Raw genomic sequence first — 19,967 nt, 5'->3', positions numbered from 1 at the left:
CGAAAAGTGCCTGATTCCCTAAGAAATCAGGCACTTACCGGTGCTTTAACGAATTTTGGGGTGGCTGATGGGACTCGAACCCACGACAACAGGAATCACAATCCTGGACTCTACCAACTGAGCTACAGCCACCGCAAGCCGCGCATTATAGCCTCAGCTGGAAAGCGCTTCAGCGCGCGGCCACGGTGGCCGCGCCGGGCTTGGGCACCTTGATGCTGGCCTTGTAGCGGGCCTTGAGCGTCTCGTAGTAGGCCAGGCCTTCGGCGCCCGACCACCACTGCGACACCTGCTGCACTTCCTGGCCCAGGCGCTGGGCGTTCACCTCGCCGCGCGGCAGCACCTGGCTGACCTGCACCACGGCATAGCCCTGCTCGCCCAGGTTCACGCCGGCCCAGGCCGGCAAGGCCTTGGGATCGGCGCTGAGGGCGGCGTCGAGCACGCGCGGATCCAGGTCGAGCGGGGCGTCGCGCGACACGGTGACCGCGGCGCCCAGCGCGCCCGCATCGGCACCGCCCTTCCAGGCCGCCAGCTGCTTCTCGCCCTCCTGCTTGGCCAGTTCGGCGGCGCGTTGCGCGACCAGTCGGGCGCGCACATCGTCGCGCACCTCGGCCAGGCTCAGGGTGCGCGCGGGGTGGTATTCCACGATGCGCGCCGACACCAGCTGGTTGCTGCCGGTGTCGATGGCCTCGGTGTTGCGCTTGCTGGCGGTTGACTCGGGCGCGAACAGGGCTTCGAGCAGGCGGCGGTTGCTCAGCACGCCCTGGGCACCAGGGGCCGGCACGCGGTGCAGGCCCTTGGCGGTCTGGATCGTGAGGTTCAGGCGCTCCGCGGCGGGCTTGAGCGAATCGGGCTGCTCGTAGACGAGGTTGGTGAAGCTGTCGGCCGACTCGGCGTAGCGCTGCTGGGCCTGCTGCTTGCGCAGCGCGGCCTCGATCTGCGGGCGCAGTTCCTCGAACGAGCGCTTGGGTGGCGCCTTGATGTCCGTGAGCTGAATGATGTGCAGGCCGAAATCGCTCTCGACCAAGTTGGAGATTTCGCCCTTCTTGAGTGAGAACACGGCCTGCTCAAACGGCGGCACCATGGCGCCGCGACCGAAGAAGTCGAGGTCTCCGCCGTTCGCAGCCGAGCCCGGGTCCTGCGAATGGGCCTTGGCCAGTTCGGCGAACTTGGAGGGATCGGCCTTGACCTTGGCGAGCAGTTCCTCGGCCTTTTTTCGAATCTCCGCCTTCTGCTCGGGCGTGGCGCCCGGGGGCACGCTCAGCAGGATGTGTCTGGCGCGGCGCTCCTCGGCCCCGCTGAGCTGCGCGGCGTTCTGCTCGTAGTAGGCGCGCAGGTCGGCCTCGTTGAGCTTGACCGATTGCTCCAGCGCCGCGGCGTCAAGCACGAGGTACTCGATGTCGGCCTGCTCGGTGGCCTGGAACAACGCCTGGTTCTGGTTGTAGAAGGCCTCGATGTCGGCGTCGCTTGGCGCCACGCGCGAGGCAAAGTCCTTGGCCGCGAAGGTCTTGACGCGCACCTGGCGTTTCTGGAAGAAGGCATCGAGCGACATCCGCGCCATCGCGCTGCCGGCGAAGCCGCTGTCCTGCACGCTCTGCAACACCTGGCGCTGCGACAGGTCGGCGCGCACGGATGCCTCGAACATCTCGGGCGTCATGCCTTGGCGCGAGAGCAGTTGCCGGTAGGCCTCGACGTCGAGGCTGCCGTCGGGGCGGCGCATGGCGGCGATGGTGGGGTTGGACTGCAACTCGCGCGCGAGGCGCTGGTCGCTGGTGTAGAGGTTCAGCTTCTGCGCGGCGGCGGCCAGCACGCGCTCGCGCACCATGCGCTCCAGCGTGCCGTAGCGCGCCTCGTCGGAGTCCAGCATGGCGGGGTCGATCGTCGGCATCATCTCGCGCAAGCGCTGCGATTCCTGGCGGTGCGCCTGCTCCCACTCGGTGCGCTTGATGCTCTTGCCATCGACCGTGGCCACCGCTTCGCCACCCTCGCTGAACCGGGTGTAACCCTCGACCCCGAAGAGCACGAAGGAGGGAATGATCAGGATCAGCAGGAAGCCCATGAGGTACTTCTTGTGATCGCGAATGGAATCGAACATGCGAACGTCCTTGAGGTGGCGGGTCGAGTGCCGGATTCTGAGGGACAACAAAAAAGGCGAACCCGGGTTCGCCTTTTTGTGGTGGGTGCTGACGGGGTCGAACCGCCGACCTACTCCGTGTAAGAGAGCCGCTCTACCGACTGAGCTAAGCACCCATGTACTTGAATGGCCAGGTCAGTTGACCGCGTCCTTCAGTGCCTTGCCGGGGCGGAACTTCGGCACCTTGGCGGCCTTGATTTTAATCTCGGCGCCGGTGCGCGGGTTGCGGCCCTTGCGAGCGGGACGTTTGCTCACGCCGAACGAGCCGAAGCCCACCAGGGAAACGGTGCCGCCCTTCTTGAGCGTGGTGCGGATGGCGGCGATGGTGGAGTCGAGAGCACGCGTCGCAGCGGCCTTGGAGATGTCGGCGTGCTTGGCGATGTGTTCGACGAGTTCGGTTTTGTTCACGAAGAGCCCCTCTTGAAATGGATTGGGTGAAGCGTGTATTGGGCCGGGTGCGACGGCCGCCGCGGGGGCCGGCCGGTGTCTGCCCGGGAGCGCAGGCCCTGGCGGAAGTGCCGGAATCCATGCGCCGAACGATTAGACCCATGTGCCGCGGCGCGTGTCAACAAGACATCGGGCGCCGAGGCCCATGGGCCACACGAGCGGCGATTCTAGACGCAGATGCCCCACACAGGCCTCCTTCGCCTGGGGCATCGGCGCGTCGGCGAGATCAGCGGTCAGAGGAGCGAGGCGATCGCGCGGCCCACGTCGGCCGTGCCCGCGCGCCCGCCCAGATCGGCCGTGCGCGGCGCACCACTGTTGGGCTCCAGCGTGGCCTCGATGGCGCGCAGCACGGCGTCGTGCGCCTCGCGGTGGCCCAGGAAGTCGAGCATCATCGCGCCGCACCAGATCTGTCCGATGGGGTTGGCGACGCCCTTGCCCGCGATGTCCGGCGCCGAGCCGTGCACCGGCTCGAACAGCGACGGCTGGGTGCGGTCGGGGTTGAGGTTGGCGCTGGGCGCGATGCCGATGGTGCCGGTACAGGCCGGCCCCAGGTCCGACAGGATGTCACCGAACAGGTTGCTGCCGACGACCACGTCGAAGAAGTCGGGCCGCTGCACGAAATGCGCGGTGAGGATGTCGATGTGGAACTTGTCCACCGTCACATCTGGATACTCTTTCGCCATTTCGGCCACGCGCTCGTCCCAGTACGGCATGGTGATGGCGATGCCATTGCTCTTGGTGGCGCTGGTCAGGTGCTTCTTGGGCCGCGAACGCGCCACCTCGAAGGCGTAACGCAGCACGCGGTCGACGCCGTGGCGCGACATCACGGTTTCCTGCATCACGATTTCGCGCGGCGTACCGGCGTACATGCGCCCACCGATGCTGCTGTACTCGCCCTCCGTGTTCTCACGCACGATGACCATGTCGATCTCGCCCGGCTGGCGCGGACTGCCGTCGCGGCGCACGACCGGCGCGACCACGCCGGGCATCAGGCGCGCGGGTCGCAGATTGATGTATTGGTCGAACTCGCGGCGAAAGAGCAGCAGCGAGCCCCACAGGGACACGTGGTCGGGCACCTTGGCGGGCCAGCCCACGGCACCGAAGTAGATGGCCTCGTGCCCCCCGATGAGGTCCTTCCAGTTGTCGGGCAGCATCTGGCCGTGCTTCTCGAAGTAGTCACAGCTGCTGAAGTCGAAGTGGTCGAACTGCAGGTCGATGCCGAAGCGCGTGGCCGCGGCCTCGAGCACGCGCAGGCCCTCGGGCATGACTTCGGTGCCGATGCCGTCGCCGGCGATGACCGCGATGCGGTGCTTGCTCATGGGGGGTCTCCTGGTGGTGCCGTCGAATCGGTGCGCCACTGTAACGAATCCATTCGCAATAATCCGTGCATTGATTATTGAGCCAGGAGCAATTCATGGACCGCGCCGATCTGGAGATGGTGCAAGCCGTTCGCCAGCACGGCAGCCTGGCGCAGGCTGCTCAGGCCCTGGGACTCACGCCGTCGGCCATCACGCGGCGGCTGGCGGCGCTCGAGGCCTCGCTCGGCGTGCGCCTGTTCCAGCGCACCACGCGCCGCGTCAGCCCCACGGCCGACGGCGAGACCCTGTCGCTGCGCGCGGTCGAGCTGCTGCGCGGCTTCGAGGCGGCGGAGGCCGAGCTGCGCGAGCGCCAGGCCGAGCCCGCCGGGCCGATCCGCCTGGCGGCCACCTTCGGCTTCGGGCGGCGCTGGCTGGGGCCGGCGCTGGCGGCCTTTCAGGCGAAGCACCCGGCGGTGTCCATCCAGTTGCAGCTCACCGAGCGCCTGCCCGACCTGGCCGCCGAAGGGCTGGACGGCGCCGTGTGGCTGTGGAGCGCGCCCGACCAGCGCGCGGGCGAGTGGGTGTCGCGCCGGCTGGCGCCCAACCGGCGCGTGCTGGTGGCCGCCCCCGCCTACCTGGCGGTGCACGGCGCGCCGCACACGCTGGACGACCTGGCCATGCACCACTGCCTGGTGGTGCGCGAGCACACCGACGCCGACCCGAGGCGCCACGACCACTGGGCGCTGCAGCACGAGGGCGACGCCGCCCTGCGCCGGGTGGCCATCGCCGGGCCGCTGTCGAGCAACTCGGGCGAGCTGGTGCGCGACTGGTGCCTCGCGGGCCAGGGCATCATGCTGCGCAGCCTGTGGGACATCGCGCCGCAGATCGCCAGCGGCGAGCTGGTGCACGTGCTGCCGGCCTGGAGCCACCGCGACGCCGACATCCACTGGCTGGCGCCCTGGCAGGCGCAGTCGCCCAAGCGCATCCGGCTGCTCGTGACCGCCCTGGCCGAGGCCTTCCGCGACGAGCCCTGGCGGCCCGCGCCGGCGCTCAGCGCGGCGAGCGCACGACCAGGCTCACGCCGAAGGCCGTGACCGCGATGCCCGCCACCGTGAGCGGCGTGATCGGCTCGCGAAACAACAGCCAGGCGATGACGGCCGTGGTCGGCGGCACCAGGTACATCAGGCTGGCCACGCTGGCCGCGGCCCCGCGCTGGATCAAGAGGTAGAGCAGCGAGCTGCCGCCCAGCGTGAGCCCCAACACCGACCAGGCCATGGCGCCGATGAACTCGCCCGTGTAGTGCATGGGCTCGGACTCCAGCAGGGCCAGGGGCAGCGTGACGATGAAGGCCGCGATGAGCTGCACCGTGTTGGCGGTGCGCACGTCGCAGGCCTGAACGAAGCGCTTCTGGTACAGGGTGCCGGCCGTGATGGCGAACAGCGCGAACACCGCGTACGACAGGTTCTCCGCATTGGCGTGGTCGCCCGGCGAGCCGTCGACCAGCTTGCGCGACACCACCAGCACCAGCCCCGCAAACCCCAGCAGCAGGCCCAGCCACTGCCGGCGCGACACCTGTCCCTGCGCGCCGCCCACGGCGCTGAGCCAGATGGCGGTGAGCACCGGCTGCAGACCGACGATGAGCGAGGACAGGCCCGAGCCCATGCCGGCCTTCACCGCCGCCCACACGCCGCCCAGGTAGCCCGCGTGCATGAGCACGCCGACGACCGACAGGTGCAGCCACTGCGCGCGGTTGGCCGGCCACTTCACGCCGGCCCAGACGATCCACGGCAGGAAGCACAGGATGGACAGCGCGTAGCGCATCGCCAGGAAGGACAGCGGCGGTGCGTGCGGCATGCCGTAGCGCGCGACGATGAAACCCGTGCTCCAGATCAGCACGAACACCCAGGGCATGGCGCGCAGCCAGGCGTTGTCGGTCGCGGGAGGACTCACGGGCTCGCTTTCAACGGGAACGCGCGCGGATCTCGGGCAGCGCCTTCTGCAGGTAATAGACCATGGACCACACCGTGAGGACGGCCGACATCCACAGCAGCCAGGTGCCCCACAGGCGGGTGTCGATCAGACCGAACAGCCGGCCGTCGAACAGCAGGAAAGGGATCGCGATCATCTGCACCATGGTCTTGACCTTGCCGATCATGTGCACGGCCACGCTCTTGGTGGCGCCGATGATGGCCATCCACTCGCGCAGCGAGGAGATCGCGATCTCGCGACCGATGATGATGAGCGCCGCGAACACGTCGGCACGGCCCATGTGCACCAGCACCAGCAGGCTGGCGCAGACCAGGAACTTGTCGGCCACCGGGTCGAGGAAGGCGCCGAAGGCCGAGGTCTGGTTGAGCTTGCGCGCCAGATAGCCGTCGGCCCAGTCGGTGAGCGCGAAGACGATGAACATGGCGGTGGCCACCAGGTTCTGCTCCGCCGGACCGAGATGGCCCACGTAGAACACCCCCACGATCAGCGGAATCGCCACGATGCGGGCCCAGGTCAGCAGGGTGGGGAGGTTGAAGAACATGGGCGGATTATGCGGGCTGGTCCGCGCGGGCCAGGACGGGGGCCGCAGCCACCGAGCGCCACTGCATAATTGACGTTTACGTCAACGTCAACGCCACCCCGGCGCACCCATCCCCTCAGGAGCACAAGCATGGAGATTGCAGGCAAGGTATTCATCGTCACCGGCGGCGCCTCGGGCCTCGGCGAAGGCACGGCGCGCATGCTGGCGGCCAACGGCGGCAAGGTCGTCATCGCCGACATGCAGGCCGACAAGGGCGAGGCCGTGGCCAAGGACATCGGCGGGGTGTTCGTCAAGTGCGACGTGAGCAGCGAGGCCGATGGCCAGGCCGCGGTCGCGAAGGCGGTGTCGCTGGGCAAGCTGATGGGCCTGGTCAACTGCGCGGGCATCGCCCCGGCCGAGAAGACCGTGGGCAAGAACGGCCCGCACGCGCTGGCCGTCTACACCAAGACCATCATGGTCAACCTGGTGGGCAGCTTCAACATGATCCGCCTGGCCGCCGACGCGATGTGCAAGAACGATCCCGAGTCGACCGGCGAACGCGGCGTGCTCATCAGCACCGCCAGCGTGGCGGCCTACGATGGCCAGATCGGCCAGGCGGCCTACAGCGCCTCCAAGGGCGGCGTGGTCGGCATGACGCTGCCGATTGCGCGCGACCTGGCGCGCAACGGCATCCGCAACATGACGATCGCCCCCGGCATCTTCGGCACGCCCATGCTGTTCGGCATGCCGCAAGAGGTGCAGGACGCGCTGGCCGCCAGCGTGCCCTTCCCCAGCCGCCTGGGCACGCCGCAGGACTACGCCAAACTGGCCAAGCACATCATCGAGAACGACATGCTCAACGGCGAGGTGATCCGCCTGGACGGCGCGATCCGCCTGGCGCCTCGGTAAGCCGGCGCTTCGGGCGTAGAGTCGCGCCATGAAGCGCTGGCTCTCCCCCCTCCTCCTGACCTTGCTGCTGGCGGCCTGCGCGCAGCCGCCCGCCGCACCCCCTCAGCCCGAAGCCGCCTCCGGCTACACGGCGAAGCCGGGCTGGTCTTTCGAGCGCTTCGCCGTCGCTGCCGCCAACCCGCTGGCCACCGAGGCGGGCGCGCGCGTCCTGCGCGAGGGGGGCAGCGCGGTGGACGCCGCGATTGCGGTGCAGATGGTGCTGACGCTCGTGGAGCCGCAGTCCAGCGGCATCGGCGGCGGCGCGTTCCTGCTGCATTGGGACGGCCGGCGCGTGCAGGCCTACGATGGCCGCGAGACCGCGCCGGCCGCCGTCGACGAGCGCCTCTTCCTCGACGCCCAGGGCCAGCCGATGCCCTTCGCGCAGGCCGTGGCCAGCGGCCGTTCGGTGGGCGTGCCGGGCACCGTGGCCATGCTGGCGCTGGCGCACCGGCAGCACGGCCGCCTGCCCTGGGCGCGGCTGTTCCAGCCCGCCATCGACCTGGCCGAGCGCGGCTTTCCCGTGAGCCCGCGGCTGCACACGCTGCTGGCCGCCGAGCGGGCACTGCCGGCCGACCCCGTGGCCCGCGCCTACTTCTACCGCGCCGATGGCACGCCGCATCCCGTCGGCCATGCGCTGCGCAATCCCGAGCTCGCGGCGGTGCTGCGCGACATCGCGGCCATCGGGCCACGGGCCCTGGTCGACGGCCCGGTCGCGCGCGCCATCGTCGACAAGGTTCGCCAGCACCCCAGCCTGCCCGGCGCGCTCACGCTGGACGACCTGCGCCGCTACCAGCCGCGCGAGCGCGAGGCCTTGTGCCACCCGCTGCGCACCGGCGGGCGCTGGGTGCGCCTGTGCGGCTTTCCGCCGCCCAGCTCGGGCGGCATCGCGGTCGGGCAGATCCTGGGCCTGCTATCGCGCACGCCGCAGGCCCTGGCCGGGCTGCGCGACGGCCGACCCGGCGCCGACTGGCTGCACGCCTACACCGAGGCCTCGCGCCTGGCGTTCGCGGACCGCGCCCAGTACGTGGGTGACCCCGACTTCGTGCCCGCGCCCGGCGGCGACTGGAACAGCCTGCTGGCCCCCGAGTACCTCAACGCACGCGCCCAGCTCATCGGGCCGCAGCGCATGCCCGAGGCCCGACCGGGCCGGCCGGCCGGCGCGACGCTGGCCTTCGCGCCCATGCCCGCGCAACCCGAGGCCGGCACCAGCCACATCAGCATCGTCGATGGCCGCGGCAACGCACTGGCCATGACCACCACCATCGAATCGGCCTTCGGCTCGCGCCTGATGGTGAGCACCGATCCCTCGCGCCCCGGCGGCTTCCTGCTCAACAACGAGCTCACCGACTTCAGCTTCGCGCCCGCCGATGCCCAGGGCCGCCCCATCGCCAACCGCGTTCAGCCGGGCAAGCGGCCGCGCTCGTCCATGGCGCCCACGCTCGTGTTCGACGCGCACAGCGGCGAACCCCTCATGAGCGCGGGCAGCCCGGGCGGCGCGCTCATCATTCACTACACCGCCAAGGCCCTGCACGGCAGCTTGCACTGGGGTCTGCACCCGCAGGCCGCGCTGGACCTGCCCAACTTCGGCACCCTGGGCGGCCCGCTGATGCTGGAGCAGAACCGTTTCCCCGACGCCACCGTGCAGGCGCTGCGCGCCCTCGGCCACACGGTGCAAACGGTGGAGATGACCAGCGGCGCGCAGGCCCTGGTGCGGCGCGGCGCGCGCTGGCTGGGCGGCGCCGATCCGCGGCGCGAGGGCATCGTCGCAGGCGATTGACCGCCACCCCCGTCGGCGCGAGAGGTCCCGTCCACACAGGCCACGGACCTGGCCGTGCCGCTCCGTCGGCCAGGCATCCTCGAGGGGGCCGCGCGCGGCGCGGCGGGGGTGCTTCATACTCTCCCCCTTCCCCATGGCCATCCCCCAGAGCTTCATCCAGGAACTGCTCACCCGCGTCGACGTGGTCGACGTGGTGGGCCGCTACGTGCAGCTCAAGAAGGGCGGCGCCAACTTCATGGGGCTGTGCCCCTTCCACGGCGAGAAATCGCCCTCGTTCAGCGTCAGCCCGTCCAAGCAGTTCTATCACTGCTTCGGTTGCGGGGCGAACGGCAACGCCATCGGCTTTCTCATGGAGCACACGGGCATGGGCTTCGTGGAAGCCGTGAAGGACCTGGCCGCCCAGGTCGGCCTGCAGGTGCCCGACGACGCCGCCTCGCCGCAGGACCGCGAACGCGCCGCGCAGCAGCGCCAGCAGCAGGCCACGCTGACCGACGTGCTGGAGAAAGCCGCGCGCGACTACCAGAAGCAGCTGAAAGCCTCGCCGCGCGCCATCGGCTACCTCAAGGGCCGCGGCCTGTCCGGCCAGATCGCCAAGGTGTTCGGTCTGGGCTACGCGCCCGAGGGCTGGCGCCACCTGGCCGGCGTGTTCCCGGACTACCAGTCGCCGCTGCTCACCGAGTCGGGCCTGGTGATCGAACACGCCGACGAAAAGGGCCAGGATGGCCAGGCCAAGCGCTACGACCGCTTCCGCGACCGCGTGATGTTCCCCATCCGCAACGTCAAGGGCGAGTGCATCGGCTTTGGCGGGCGCGTGCTCGACAAGGGCGAGCCCAAGTACCTCAACTCGCCCGAGACGCCGGTCTTCAGCAAGGGCCGCGAGCTCTACGGACTGTTCGAGGCGCGCACCGCCATCCGACAGCACGGCTACGCCCTGGTCACCGAAGGCTACATGGACGTGGTGGCGCTCGCCCAGCTCGGTTTCGGCAACGCCGTGGCGACGCTGGGCACGGCCTGCACAGCCGACCACGTGCAGAAGCTGTTCCGTTTCACCGACGCCGTGGTGTTCAGCTTTGATGGCGACGCCGCCGGCCGGCGCGCCGCGCGCAAGGCGCTGGACGCCGCCCTGCCCTGGGCCAGCGATACGCGCAGCGTGAAGTTCCTCTTCCTGCCCACGGAACACGACCCCGACAGCTTCATCCGCGAGCATGGCACCGAGGCCTTCGCCGCCCGCGTGAAGGAAGCCATGCCGCTGTCGCGCTTCCTGCTGGAGGCCGCCGGCGCCGATTGCGAGCTCGACACCGCCGAAGGCCGCGCGCGCATGGCCAGCCAGGCCCGCCCGATGTGGAGCGCCCTGCCCGACGGCGCGCTCAAGAGCCAGCTGCTGGCCGACATCGCCCACACCGCCGCGCTGGACGCCCAGGACCTGCTGCGCCTGTGGGCGCCGGCGGGCGGCCGCGGTCAGCCGGGCAGCGCCTCGCCGCGCACGGCCCGCGCCCGCCAGGAACCGCGCGACCACGGTGCGGGCCCTGAGCGCGATCATGGGTACGAACACGGTGGCGGATACGGGCCCGGTGCCCCGCGCCGCCGCCAGGGGCAGGCCGCCACCCAGCACGCCTGGCATGGCCGCTCGTCGGCTTCGCGCCGCGGCCTCATGAGCCGCGAGGACCGGGCTTTGGGCCTGCTGCTGTCGCATACGCCGTCCTGGGACCAGCTCTCTGCCGACGACCACCACCTGCTGGCCGAGCTGCCTGCGCCGCACGGCCCCCTGTTCGCCTGGCTCGAGGCGCAACTGCACGAACACGGTCACCAGCCCTGGGCCGCCCTGCGCGAGGCCCTGCGCGGCCACGAGCACGAGGCGCTGGCCTGCCAGCAGGTGGAGCGCTGCGCCCTGACCCCGGGCGCCGAGGAAGACGCCGAGGAACTGGGCGGCGTCATGCTGCGCCTGCGCATCGAGCACCTGAAGGCCCTGGAGGTCGAGGCCATCGCCCGCGCCGGCAACGACCCGGCCGAACTGCGGCGTTATGCCGACATCCAGGCCCAGCGCAAGGCGCTGGAGCACCAGATCGGGGCCGCGCCGGTATAATCCTCGGTTGCACCGCAAGCGCGACAGCAGCACCTCCGGCACCGGCCCGGCCCTCCTGCAAGGGCTACATGGCAACACCGCCTGGCCACCCCGCCCTCCCCGGGCGCGCGGAAACCCGCAAGGACTGCACACCAAATGATCGCCCCACAGCTTGCAGGCCCGCCCGCACCGGCCCGTGGCGGGTGCCGTGCTCTTCCAAAACCACCGGTTGACCCCAAGTAGGGTTTTCTGGCGGCTGTTGGGTGTTCTGCCGGTTCCATCGACGTTTTTTTGAGGTTCCCATGCCCGCGAAGAAAGCCAGTCCGTCCGCTGCCGCCACCAAGACCGCCGCCAAGAAGGCCGCTCCTGCCAAAGCCCAACCGGTGGCCGCTCCCAAGAAAGCCCCTGCAGTGACGACCAAGACCACCCCCACCAAAGCCGCCGCCAAGGCCGCGCCGGCCAAGAAGGCCGCCGCCAAGACCACCGCCAGCAGCACCGCGAAAAAAGCCAAGCCCGAGGCCCTGGCCGAGGAGCTGCTGGAAGGCGAAGCCCCCGCCAAGAAGAAGCCTGGCCGCCCCGCCAAGGCCGCGGCCGACAAGCCCGCCGCCAAGCGCGGCCGCAAGCCCAAGGCCGACGCCAAGGGCAAGGGCGAGGACGATCTCGACGACGCCGACCTCGGTGACATCGACGAGGACCTCGTCGGCGACGACGTGCCCGAAGAGGCCAGCACCGAGGAAGCGCAGCCGGTCGAGAAGGCCAAGCCGCTGCGCATGAAGATCAGCAAGGCCAAGGAGCGTGCGCTGATGAAGGAATTCGGGCTGGACGAGACCGTCCTGTCCGAGGAGGAGGCGCGCGCCCGTCGCGAGCGCCTCAAGACCCTGATCAAGCTGGGCAAGACGCGCGGCTACCTCACGCACGGCGAGATCAACGACCACCTGCCCGACAAGCTGGTCGAAGCCGAGACCCTGGAAGTGGTGGTCTCGCTGCTCAACGACATGGGCGTGGCCGTCTACGAACAGACGCCCGACGCCGAGACGCTGCTGCTCAACAACACCGGCCCCACCGCCGCCACCGAAGAAGAGGCGGAAGAGGAAGCCGAAGCCGCCCTGTCCACCGTGGACAGCGAATTCGGCCGCACCACCGACCCGGTGCGCATGTACATGCGCGAGATGGGCACGGTGGAGCTGCTCACGCGCGAGGGCGAGATCGAAATCGCCAAGCGCATCGAAGGCGGCCTGCACAGCATGATGGAGGCGATCAGCGAATCGCCCGCCACCATCGCCGAGATCCTGGCCATGGCCGAGGAGATCCGCGAAGGCAAGGTCGTGATCTCCACCGTGGTGGACGGCTTCGCCGACGCCGACGAGGCCGACGACTACGTCGCCGAGGAAGACTTCGACGACTACGACGAGGCCGACGACGACGATGGCAAGGGCGGCTCCAAGGCGCTCACGCGCAAGCTGGAGGAACTCAAGCGCGAGGCGCTGGAGCGTTTCGACGCCATGCGCGGCATGTTCGAGAAGCTGCACAAGACCTACGACAAGGAAGGCTACGGCAGCCCCCACTACGCCAAGACGCAGCAGGCCATCACCGAGAAGCTGATGACCATCCGCTTCACGGCCAAGGCGATCGAGAAGCTGTGCAGCACCGTGCGCGGCCAGGTCGACGAGATCCGCAAGAAAGAGCGCGAGCTGCGCCGCATCATCGTGGACAAGTGCGGCATGCCGCAGGAGACCTTCATCAAGGACTTCCCGCCCAACCTGCTCAACCTCAAGTGGGTGGAGAAGCAGGCCGCCGCGGGCAAGCCCTGGAGCACGGTGCTCGAACGCAACATCCCGCCGGTGCAGGAACTGCAGCAGGGCCTGATCGACATCCAGAGCAGCGTGGTGGTGCCCATCGAGCACCTCAAGGACATCCACAAGCGGATGAACAACGGCGAGGCCTCCTCGCGCGACGCCAAGAAGGAAATGATCGAGGCCAACCTGCGCCTGGTGATCTCCATCGCGAAGAAGTACACCAACCGCGGCCTGCAATTCCTGGACCTGATCCAGGAAGGCAACATCGGCCTGATGAAAGCGGTGGACAAGTTCGAATACCGCCGCGGCTACAAGTTCTCGACCTATGCCACCTGGTGGATCCGCCAGGCCATCACGCGCTCGATCGCCGACCAGGCGCGCACCATCCGCATCCCGGTGCACATGATCGAGACCATCAACAAGATGAACCGCATCAGCCGCCAGCACCTGCAGGAGTTCGGCTTCGAGCCCGATGCGTCCATCCTGGCCGAGAAGATGGAGATGCCCGAGGACAAGATCCGCAAGATCATGAAGATCGCCAAGGAACCGATCTCCATGGAAACGCCGATCGGCGACGACGACGATTCGCACCTGGGCGACTTCATCGAGGACACCACCAACACCGCCCCCATCGAAGCGGCCATGCAGGCTGGCCTGCGCGAGGTGGTGAAGGAAATTCTCGACAGCCTCACGCCGCGCGAAGCCAAGGTGCTGCGCATGCGCTTCGGCATCGAGATGTCCACCGACCACACGCTGGAAGAAGTGGGCAAGCAGTTCGATGTCACGCGCGAACGCATCCGCCAGATCGAGAGCAAGGCGGTGCGCAAGCTCAAGCACCCGAGCCGAAGCGACAAGCTGCGCAGCTTCATCGACTCGCTCTGATCGGGAGGGTTGACCAGGAAAAAAGGGAGCCATTGGCTCCCTTTTTTTTCTGGTCGAGTGGATCAGGTGCGGCGGGGCCGCACGACCAGCTCAAGGTAGCCCGTCGCCGCATCGGGCTCGCGCGCGAAGTCCCAATCGGGCAGCCAGGCGATCAGCAGCTCGGCCGTGGTGCGCACGCAGCAACCCGCCATCACATGCCCGCCCCACACACGGCCCTGGGCGTCCGCCACGCTCATGTGAAAGTGCGCGTGGTCTGTGCCCAGCGAGCCGCTGAGCGTCAGGATCTCACTGGGCCCGGGCACGAGCAGCACATCCTCCGCCGCCGCCAGGCGCAGGCGAGCGTCCACCAGGCTGCCGATGCCCGCGACCACGAAGGCCGCGCGCTGCCGGCGCTCGCGCGCCGCCGATTGCAGCGCAGCGCGCAGGTCGTCACCGGGGCTCAGGCGCAAAGGCAGGTGGTCCATGGTCGCGGTCTACATCAGCTCATCGAGAAATCCGCGCGCCGCCGGCGACAGCGGATGGCCGTTGCGCTGGTAGATATAGAACGCGCGCTCGATCGCGGGCTCGACCAGCGGGATGAAGCTCAGCTTGAGGTCGCGGCGCAGGGCCCTGGCGTAGTCGGGGGCGGTGGTAACGCCCAGGCCCTGGCCGACCAGCGCGAGCGCCGTGGGCAGGTGCTCGACGACGGTGGCGTCTTCCATGCGCTGGGTGCGGCCGTGCCGCCACAGCGCCTCGCGGATGTCTTTCTCGAACGTGCTCGGGTAGCAGATCCAGGGATCGTCCTGCGTGTCGCTCCACCGGATGGACCGCTTGCGCGCCGAAGGGTGCGCGGACGAACAGACGAACTGGATCGCGACCTTGCGGAAGAAACGGCGTTCCACGCCGGGATCGCATGGCCGGTCCGGACCGATGCCGAACTCCACCGCACCGCGCGAGACCGCGGCGGGAATGTCCTCCAGCGCCGTGTCCATGATCTGCACGCTGACCTGCGGGTGCCGGGCCGAGAACGCGGCCAGCGCCGGGGGAATGAGCGTGCAGGCGAGCAGGCTCGGCGCGCTGAAGCGCAAGGAGCCCCGCTGCAGCTGGCGGACGTCGGCCGCGCTGATGGCGATGCGGTCCAGATCGTCGAGCATGCGCTTGGCGATGGGCACCAGCTGCAGGCCCATCTCGGTCGGCGTGATGCGTTTGCCCTCCCGATTGAACAAGGGCAGGCCGACCTCGGCCTCCAGCTGGCGGATCACCATGCTGACGGCCGACTGCGTCAGGTGCAGTCGGTGCGCGGCGCGCGTGAAGCCGCCGGTCTCGACCGCGGCGATGAAGGCCCGCAGTTGCCGGAGACTGATGTGCATCAGCTGAACTTATGGGTGGGTCAAAAAACAGCGTTTGAATCCTAGCACCGGGGGCCGCAGACTCCAGCGCCAGCACACACCCCATCCACGACGCCCATGCCCCGAATCACCTTTGTCAGCCCCGATGGCGGGCGCAAGACCATCGACGCACCCGATGGCGAAACCCTGATGCGCGCCGCGACGCAGCACGCGGTGGACGAGATCCTGGGCGAATGCGGCGGCGCCTGCTGCTGCGCCACCTGCCATGTCTACCTCGACGACGCTTCCCTGGCCAGGCTGCCGCCGGCCAGCGAGATGGAACGGCAGGTCCTCGAATTCACCGCCGCGCCGCGGCGAAAGGGCAGCCGGCTGGCCTGCCAGGTGCTGGCGGACCGCTTGAGCGACGGGCTGATCGTTGAACTGCCAGCGACCCAGATCTAGGCGCCCCCCAGACACCCTTCCACCACCCCCGCCATACCGCCATGTCACAAGTCCCTCGCCCCCGCTCCTTCCAGCTCCATCCCGACGACAGCCCCTGGGAGCCCGCGGACTACAACATCCTCTGGGAGGACGGCCGCGAGTACGGGCGCTTCCGCCGCGTGCTGCGCCGCGACGCGCACGGCCTGACCGTCATCGCCCGCTTCGTGGCGCCGCCGGGCAAGGCCTGGAAGATCATGGGCCGCGCACCCGAACTCGGTGAAGAGGTCTACATCATGAAAGGCGCCTACTACGACACGCGCGGTCGGGTCGTGGCCAGGGAAGGCAGCTTCATGTACAACGCGCCGGGCGCGCTGCACGGCGGCATCTCGACCGACATGACGCTGTACCTGCACTGGTGCAGCGGCAAGCCAGACGAGATCGTGTCGGTGGACCTGATCGACTTCGAGGTGGCGCCCGGCGCCTGATGCCGCGGGGCCGCAGCCCTCAGCCCATGTGCAGGCCGCCGTTGACCGAGAAGTCGGCGCCGGTGGAATAACCCGCCTCGTCACCGGCCAGCCAGGCGATGATGGATGCGATCTCGCTCGGCTCGCCCAGGCGCTTGACGGGCACGGTGGCCACGATCTTGTCCAGCACGTCGGGGCGGATCGCCTTGACCATGTCGGTGCCGATGTAGCCCGGGCTCACGGTGTTCACCGTGACGCCCTTGTTGGCCAGCTCCTGCGCCAGCGCCATGGTGAAGCCGTGCATGCCGGCCTTGGCGGCCGAGTAGTTGGTCTGGCCGGCCTGCCCCTTCTCGCCGTTGACCGAGCTGATGTTGATGATGCGGCCCCAGCCCTTCTCCACCATGTCGGGCACGACCTGCTTGGTCACGTTGAACATGGAGTTGAGGTTGGTGCTGATGACCGCGTCCCAGTCCTCGCGCGTCATCTTGAGGAACATGCGGTCGCGCGTGATGCCCGCGTTGTTGACCAGCACGTCGATGGAGCCATGGTCGGCCTTGGCCTTGGCGAACGCGGCGACGGTGGAATCCCACTCGGCCACATTGCCCACGCTGGCGTGGAACGTGAAGCCCAGGGCCTTCTGCTCGTCGAGCCACTTCTGGTAGTCGCGCGTGGGCCCGCAGCCGGCAACGACCTTGAAGCCCTCCTTGTGCAGGCGCTGGCAGATGGCGGTGCCAATGCCCCCCATGCCCCCCGTGACGTATGCAACCTTCTGACTCATGGTGACCTTTCCAGGCGATTGTTGTTGAACACGTTCATGCTAGCCGCGCGCTCAGCGCTCGACAGCAAGGGAAACCCCCATCCCGCCGCCGATGCACAAGGCCGCGAGGCCGCGCTTGGCGTCGCGGCGCTGCATCTCGTGCAGCAGCGTCACCAGCACGCGACAACCCGAGGCACCGATCGGGTGCCCGATGGCGATGGCGCCGCCGTTGACGTTGACGCGCGACGGGTCCAGCTCCAGCGCCTTGTTCACCGCGCAGGCCTGGGCCGCAAAGGCTTCGTTGAGTTCGAACAGGTCCACGTCGGCCGCCTTCCAGCCCGCGCGCGCCAGCGCCTTCTTCGACGCCGGCACCGGCCCCATGCCCATGGTGGCCGGGTCCAGGCCGCTGGTGCCGAAGGCGGCGATGCGCGCCAGCGGCTTCAGGCCCAGCGAAGCCGCTTTCTTCGCGCTCATCACCACCACGGCGGCGGCGCCATCGTTGATGCCGCTGGCGTTGCCCGCCGTCACCGTGCCCGCCTTGTCGAACGCGGGACGCAGGCCGGCCAGCGCGTCGGCGCTGGTCTTCTTGTTGATGAACTCGTCGGCGTCGAAGACCAGGGCGTCGCCCTTCTTCTGCGGGATGCTCACGCCCACGATCTCGTCCTTGAACCGGCCGGCCTCCTGCGCGGCCGCGGCCTTCTGCTGGCTGCCCAGGGCCAGCGCGTCCTGCATCTCGCGCGTGATGCCGTGCGCCTTGGCCACGTTCTCGGCGGTGATGCCCATGTGGTACTGGTTGTAGACGTCCCACAGGCCGTCCACGATCATGGTGTCGGTCATCTTCCAGTCGCCCATGCGCTGGCCGTCTCGGCTGCCGTTGAGCACATGCGGCGACGCGCTCATGTTCTCCTGGCCGCCGGCGATGACGATCTCACTGTCGCCGGTCTGGATGGCCTGGGCCGCGAGCATCACGGCCTTCAGGCCCGAGCCGCACACCGCGTTGATGGTGAGCGCGGGCGTTTCCTTGGCGATGCCGGCCTTCATCATGGCCTGGCGCGCGGGGTTCTGGCCCACGCCGGCCGCCAGCACCTGGCCCATGATCACTTCGCCGATGGCGTCGTTGGGCAGGCCGCTGCGCTCCAGCAGCGCCTTGATGACGGTGGCGCCGAGTTCGGTGGCGGGCGTCTTGGCCAGCATGCCGCCGAACTTGCCGACGGCGGTGCGGGCGGCGGCGACGATGACGATGTCTTCCATGGATGCTCCTGTGTGATGCAAAAAGTGGGTCAGGCCTTGGCCTTCACATAGCGGCCCGGCGCGGGCTCGATGGCGCCGTAGGCTTTGCCTCGGCCATAGGTCTTGGGCGCGGGAATCTGCTTGCCTCCCATGGGCTTGAGCCAGGCGGCCCAGTCGCTCCACCAGCTGCCCGGGTGCTCGGTGGCCTGGGCGATCCAGTCCTTCACGTTCTCCGGGAAGGCGCTGGAGCCGCTGGTCCAGTGGCTGCGCTTGCCCTTGCTCGCGGGGTTGATGACGCCGGCGATGTGGCCCGAGGCGCCCATGACGAAGCGCTTCTTGCCCGGGAACAGCTGCGTGCTGCCGTAGGCGCCGCCGATGGGCACGATGTGGTCCTCGCGCGAGCCGTAGATATAGACCGGCAGCTTGACCTGGCGGAAGTCGATCTTCTGCCCGCAGACCGTCACCTCGCCGGGCTTGATCAGGTCGTTCTGCAGGTACATGTGGCGCAGGTACCAGGCGTAGTAAGGGCCGGGCAGGTTGGTGCTGTCGGAGTTCCAGTACAGCAGGTCGAACGGCGGCGGCGTTTCGCCCTTGAGGTAGTTGCCCACCACGTAGTTCCAGACCAGGTCGTTGGGCCGCAGGAAGCTGAAGGTGGTGGCCAGGTCGCGCCCGGGCATGAGGCCGCCATGGGCGAACTGCATCTCGCGAAAGCGCACGAAGTTCTCGTCGATGAAGACATCGAGGATGCCGGTGTCGCGGAAATCGAGCAGCGTGGTGAGGAAGGTGGCGCTGTGCACCGGCTGCTGGCCCCGGCCGGCCAGCACGGCGAGCGCCGTGCCCAGCATGGTGCCGCCCACGCAGAAACCCAGGGCGTTGATGTCCTTGGCGCCGCTGATGTCGCGCACCACCTCGATGGCCCGGATGACCGCGTCCTCGATGTACTGGTCCCAGGTGGCCTGCGCCAGCGACTCGTCGGGGTTGCGCCAGCTCACGACGAAGGTGCGGTGGCCCTGCTCCACCGCGTAGCGGATCAGCGAGTTATCGGGCTGCAGGTCGAGGATGTAGAACTTGTTGATGCAGGGCGGCACCAGCAGGAAGGGCCGCTCGTACACCTTGGCCGTGAGCGGCTTGTATTCGATGAGCTGAAACAGCTCGTTTTCGAACACCACCGCGCCTTCGGTGGTGGCCACGTTCTTGCCGACCTCGAACACGCTTTCATCGGTCATGGACACGTGGCCCTGCTTGATGTCGTGCAGCAGGTTGGCCACGCCCTTGGCGATGCTTTCGCCCTGGGTCTCGATCGCCTTCTTCTGCGCCTCGGCATTGAAGGCCAGGAAATTGCTCGGCGCGCTGGCGTCGATCCACTGCTGCACGGCGAAGCGCACGCGCGCCTTGGTCTTGGCGTCGCCCTGCACGGCCTCGGCCATGGCCATGAGGGTGCGGGCGTTGAGCAGGTACGTGGCCGCCGTGAAGGCCGCCAGGGGGTTGCCGCCCCAGGCCTCGGACGCGAAACGGCGGTCGCCCTCGGGCTTGGCCGCCAGGCCCTGGTTCCACAAGGCCGCGGCGTCCTTCAGGTAGGTCTGCTGAATCTCCAGCAACGTGGCCGGATCGAGCGAGGCCTGGGCGCCACCGGCCTGCTGGAACAGCTCGGTGAAGGCCGGCATGCCCATGGGCGCGGCGCCCTGCGCGGGGGGCATGAAGGCGCGCAAGGCCGCCATGGGATCGGGCGTGGGCCCGGCCGCCGCGGCCGCGGCGCCAGGAAACGACTGGGCCATTTGCGTCCACTGCCGCACCAGGCCCTGCTGGAACTCCTGGGCCGCCTGCGCCCAGTCGGCCGTGTCGTTCTTCTTGCCCGATGCCATGCCAGTCTCCTCAGCTTTCACGCTAGGCCTACAGTGTCGGCCCTTGTCTTCAGGAA

General features: G+C 68.9%; 17 protein-coding genes and 2 tRNA genes. 7 read left to right on the top strand and 12 right to left on the bottom strand.

Translation table 11 applies throughout. From position 1 onward, the window contains the following. Window positions 1–56: 56 nt before the first annotated feature. The 5 genes from DY262_RS17970 to DY262_RS17950 form a co-directional block, all read right to left on the bottom strand. Window positions 57–132: transfer RNA gene (locus DY262_RS17970), tRNA-His, on the bottom strand. A gap of 37 nt (window positions 133–169) precedes the next feature. Next, complete coding sequence (locus tag DY262_RS17965; RefSeq protein ID WP_116960456.1) at window positions 170–2,092, bottom strand: SurA N-terminal domain-containing protein; 1,923 nt, start codon at window positions 2,090–2,092, stop codon at window positions 170–172. 79 nt (window positions 2,093–2,171) lie between these two features. Beyond that, a tRNA-Val gene (locus DY262_RS17960) sits at window positions 2,172–2,247 on the bottom strand. Between the two features lie 19 nt (window positions 2,248–2,266). Next, the gene (locus tag DY262_RS17955; protein ID WP_070397700.1) at window positions 2,267–2,539 is read right to left on the bottom strand and encodes an HU family DNA-binding protein; all 273 of its coding nucleotides are present in this window, start codon (window positions 2,537–2,539) and stop codon (window positions 2,267–2,269) included. Between the two features lie 272 nt (window positions 2,540–2,811). Continuing rightward, complete coding sequence (locus tag DY262_RS17950) at window positions 2,812–3,897, bottom strand: tartrate dehydrogenase (RefSeq protein ID WP_116960455.1); 1,086 nt, start codon at window positions 3,895–3,897, stop codon at window positions 2,812–2,814. A gap of 95 nt (window positions 3,898–3,992) precedes the next feature. Here DY262_RS17950 and DY262_RS17945 point away from each other — a divergent pair, with 95 nt between their 5' ends. Then, window positions 3,993–4,970 carry a LysR family transcriptional regulator gene (locus DY262_RS17945; protein WP_116960454.1) on the top strand — a complete coding sequence of 326 codons (978 nt, stop codon included), beginning with the start codon at window positions 3,993–3,995 and terminating at the stop codon, window positions 4,968–4,970. Here the strand turns inward: DY262_RS17945 and DY262_RS17940 are convergent. Both DY262_RS17940 and pgsA read right to left on the bottom strand, forming a co-directional pair. Further along, window positions 4,927–5,787 carry a DMT family transporter gene (locus tag DY262_RS17940; protein WP_181936562.1) on the bottom strand — a complete coding sequence of 287 codons (861 nt, stop codon included), beginning with the start codon at window positions 5,785–5,787 and terminating at the stop codon, window positions 4,927–4,929. The genes DY262_RS17945 and DY262_RS17940 overlap by 44 nt on opposite strands. A gap of 49 nt (window positions 5,788–5,836) precedes the next feature. Continuing rightward, window positions 5,837–6,406 carry a CDP-diacylglycerol--glycerol-3-phosphate 3-phosphatidyltransferase gene (gene pgsA / locus DY262_RS17935; RefSeq protein ID WP_116960452.1) on the bottom strand — a complete coding sequence of 190 codons (570 nt, stop codon included), beginning with the start codon at window positions 6,404–6,406 and terminating at the stop codon, window positions 5,837–5,839. 129 nt (window positions 6,407–6,535) lie between these two features. Here pgsA and DY262_RS17930 point away from each other — a divergent pair, with 129 nt between their 5' ends. From DY262_RS17930 to rpoD, 4 genes are all read left to right on the top strand, one after another. After that, entirely contained in the window at window positions 6,536–7,294 is a 759-nt protein-coding gene (locus tag DY262_RS17930) for a 3-hydroxyacyl-CoA dehydrogenase (RefSeq protein WP_116960451.1), read from the top strand. Window positions 7,295–7,322: 28 nt separating this feature from the next. Next, window positions 7,323–9,110 carry a gamma-glutamyltransferase family protein gene (locus DY262_RS17925; RefSeq protein ID WP_116960450.1) on the top strand — a complete coding sequence of 596 codons (1,788 nt, stop codon included), beginning with the start codon at window positions 7,323–7,325 and terminating at the stop codon, window positions 9,108–9,110. 133 nt (window positions 9,111–9,243) lie between these two features. Then, the gene (gene dnaG, locus DY262_RS17920; protein WP_116960449.1) at window positions 9,244–11,193 is read left to right on the top strand and encodes a DNA primase; all 1,950 of its coding nucleotides are present in this window, start codon (window positions 9,244–9,246) and stop codon (window positions 11,191–11,193) included. A gap of 281 nt (window positions 11,194–11,474) precedes the next feature. After that, the gene (gene rpoD / locus DY262_RS17915) at window positions 11,475–13,850 is read left to right on the top strand and encodes an RNA polymerase sigma factor RpoD (RefSeq protein WP_116960448.1); all 2,376 of its coding nucleotides are present in this window, start codon (window positions 11,475–11,477) and stop codon (window positions 13,848–13,850) included. A gap of 62 nt (window positions 13,851–13,912) precedes the next feature. Here the strand turns inward: rpoD and DY262_RS17910 are convergent, their stop codons facing one another. Together DY262_RS17910 and DY262_RS17905 are read right to left on the bottom strand one after the other, a co-directional pair. Next, window positions 13,913–14,314 carry a PPC domain-containing DNA-binding protein gene (locus DY262_RS17910; protein ID WP_116960447.1) on the bottom strand — a complete coding sequence of 134 codons (402 nt, stop codon included), beginning with the start codon at window positions 14,312–14,314 and terminating at the stop codon, window positions 13,913–13,915. 9 nt (window positions 14,315–14,323) lie between these two features. Next, window positions 14,324–15,199 carry a LysR family transcriptional regulator gene (locus DY262_RS17905; RefSeq protein ID WP_116960446.1) on the bottom strand — a complete coding sequence of 292 codons (876 nt, stop codon included), beginning with the start codon at window positions 15,197–15,199 and terminating at the stop codon, window positions 14,324–14,326. 96 nt (window positions 15,200–15,295) lie between these two features. Between DY262_RS17905 and DY262_RS17900 the strand changes: the two genes are divergently transcribed. Together DY262_RS17900 and DY262_RS17895 are read left to right on the top strand one after the other, a co-directional pair. Beyond that, entirely contained in the window at window positions 15,296–15,619 is a 324-nt protein-coding gene (locus DY262_RS17900) for a 2Fe-2S iron-sulfur cluster-binding protein (RefSeq protein ID WP_116960445.1), read from the top strand. 41 nt (window positions 15,620–15,660) lie between these two features. Beyond that, complete coding sequence (locus DY262_RS17895; RefSeq protein WP_116960444.1) at window positions 15,661–16,083, top strand: cupin domain-containing protein; 423 nt, start codon at window positions 15,661–15,663, stop codon at window positions 16,081–16,083. 19 nt (window positions 16,084–16,102) lie between these two features. Here DY262_RS17895 and phbB read toward each other — a convergent pair whose 3' ends face one another. From phbB to phaC, 3 genes are read right to left on the bottom strand one after another with little or no spacing between them, the layout of a single operon-like run. Then, window positions 16,103–16,840, bottom strand: a complete 738-nt coding sequence (phbB, locus tag DY262_RS17890; protein WP_070397688.1) for an acetoacetyl-CoA reductase — start codon at window positions 16,838–16,840, stop codon at window positions 16,103–16,105. A gap of 51 nt (window positions 16,841–16,891) precedes the next feature. Then, window positions 16,892–18,070 carry an acetyl-CoA C-acetyltransferase gene (locus DY262_RS17885; RefSeq protein WP_116960443.1) on the bottom strand — a complete coding sequence of 393 codons (1,179 nt, stop codon included), beginning with the start codon at window positions 18,068–18,070 and terminating at the stop codon, window positions 16,892–16,894. A 29-nt stretch (window positions 18,071–18,099) separates the two neighbouring features. After that, window positions 18,100–19,911 (bottom strand): class I poly(R)-hydroxyalkanoic acid synthase, encoded by a 1,812-nt coding sequence (gene phaC / locus DY262_RS17880; RefSeq protein WP_116960442.1) that lies wholly within the window; start codon window positions 19,909–19,911, stop codon window positions 18,100–18,102. Window positions 19,912–19,967 lie beyond the last annotated feature (56 nt).

Source organism: Hydrogenophaga borbori (assembly GCF_003417535.1).
GTDB classification, from domain to species: domain Bacteria; phylum Pseudomonadota; class Gammaproteobacteria; order Burkholderiales; family Burkholderiaceae_C; genus Hydrogenophaga; species Hydrogenophaga borbori.
Note: the sequence above shows the minus strand (reverse complement) of the source record. Positions and strands in the feature narration are given on the sequence as shown.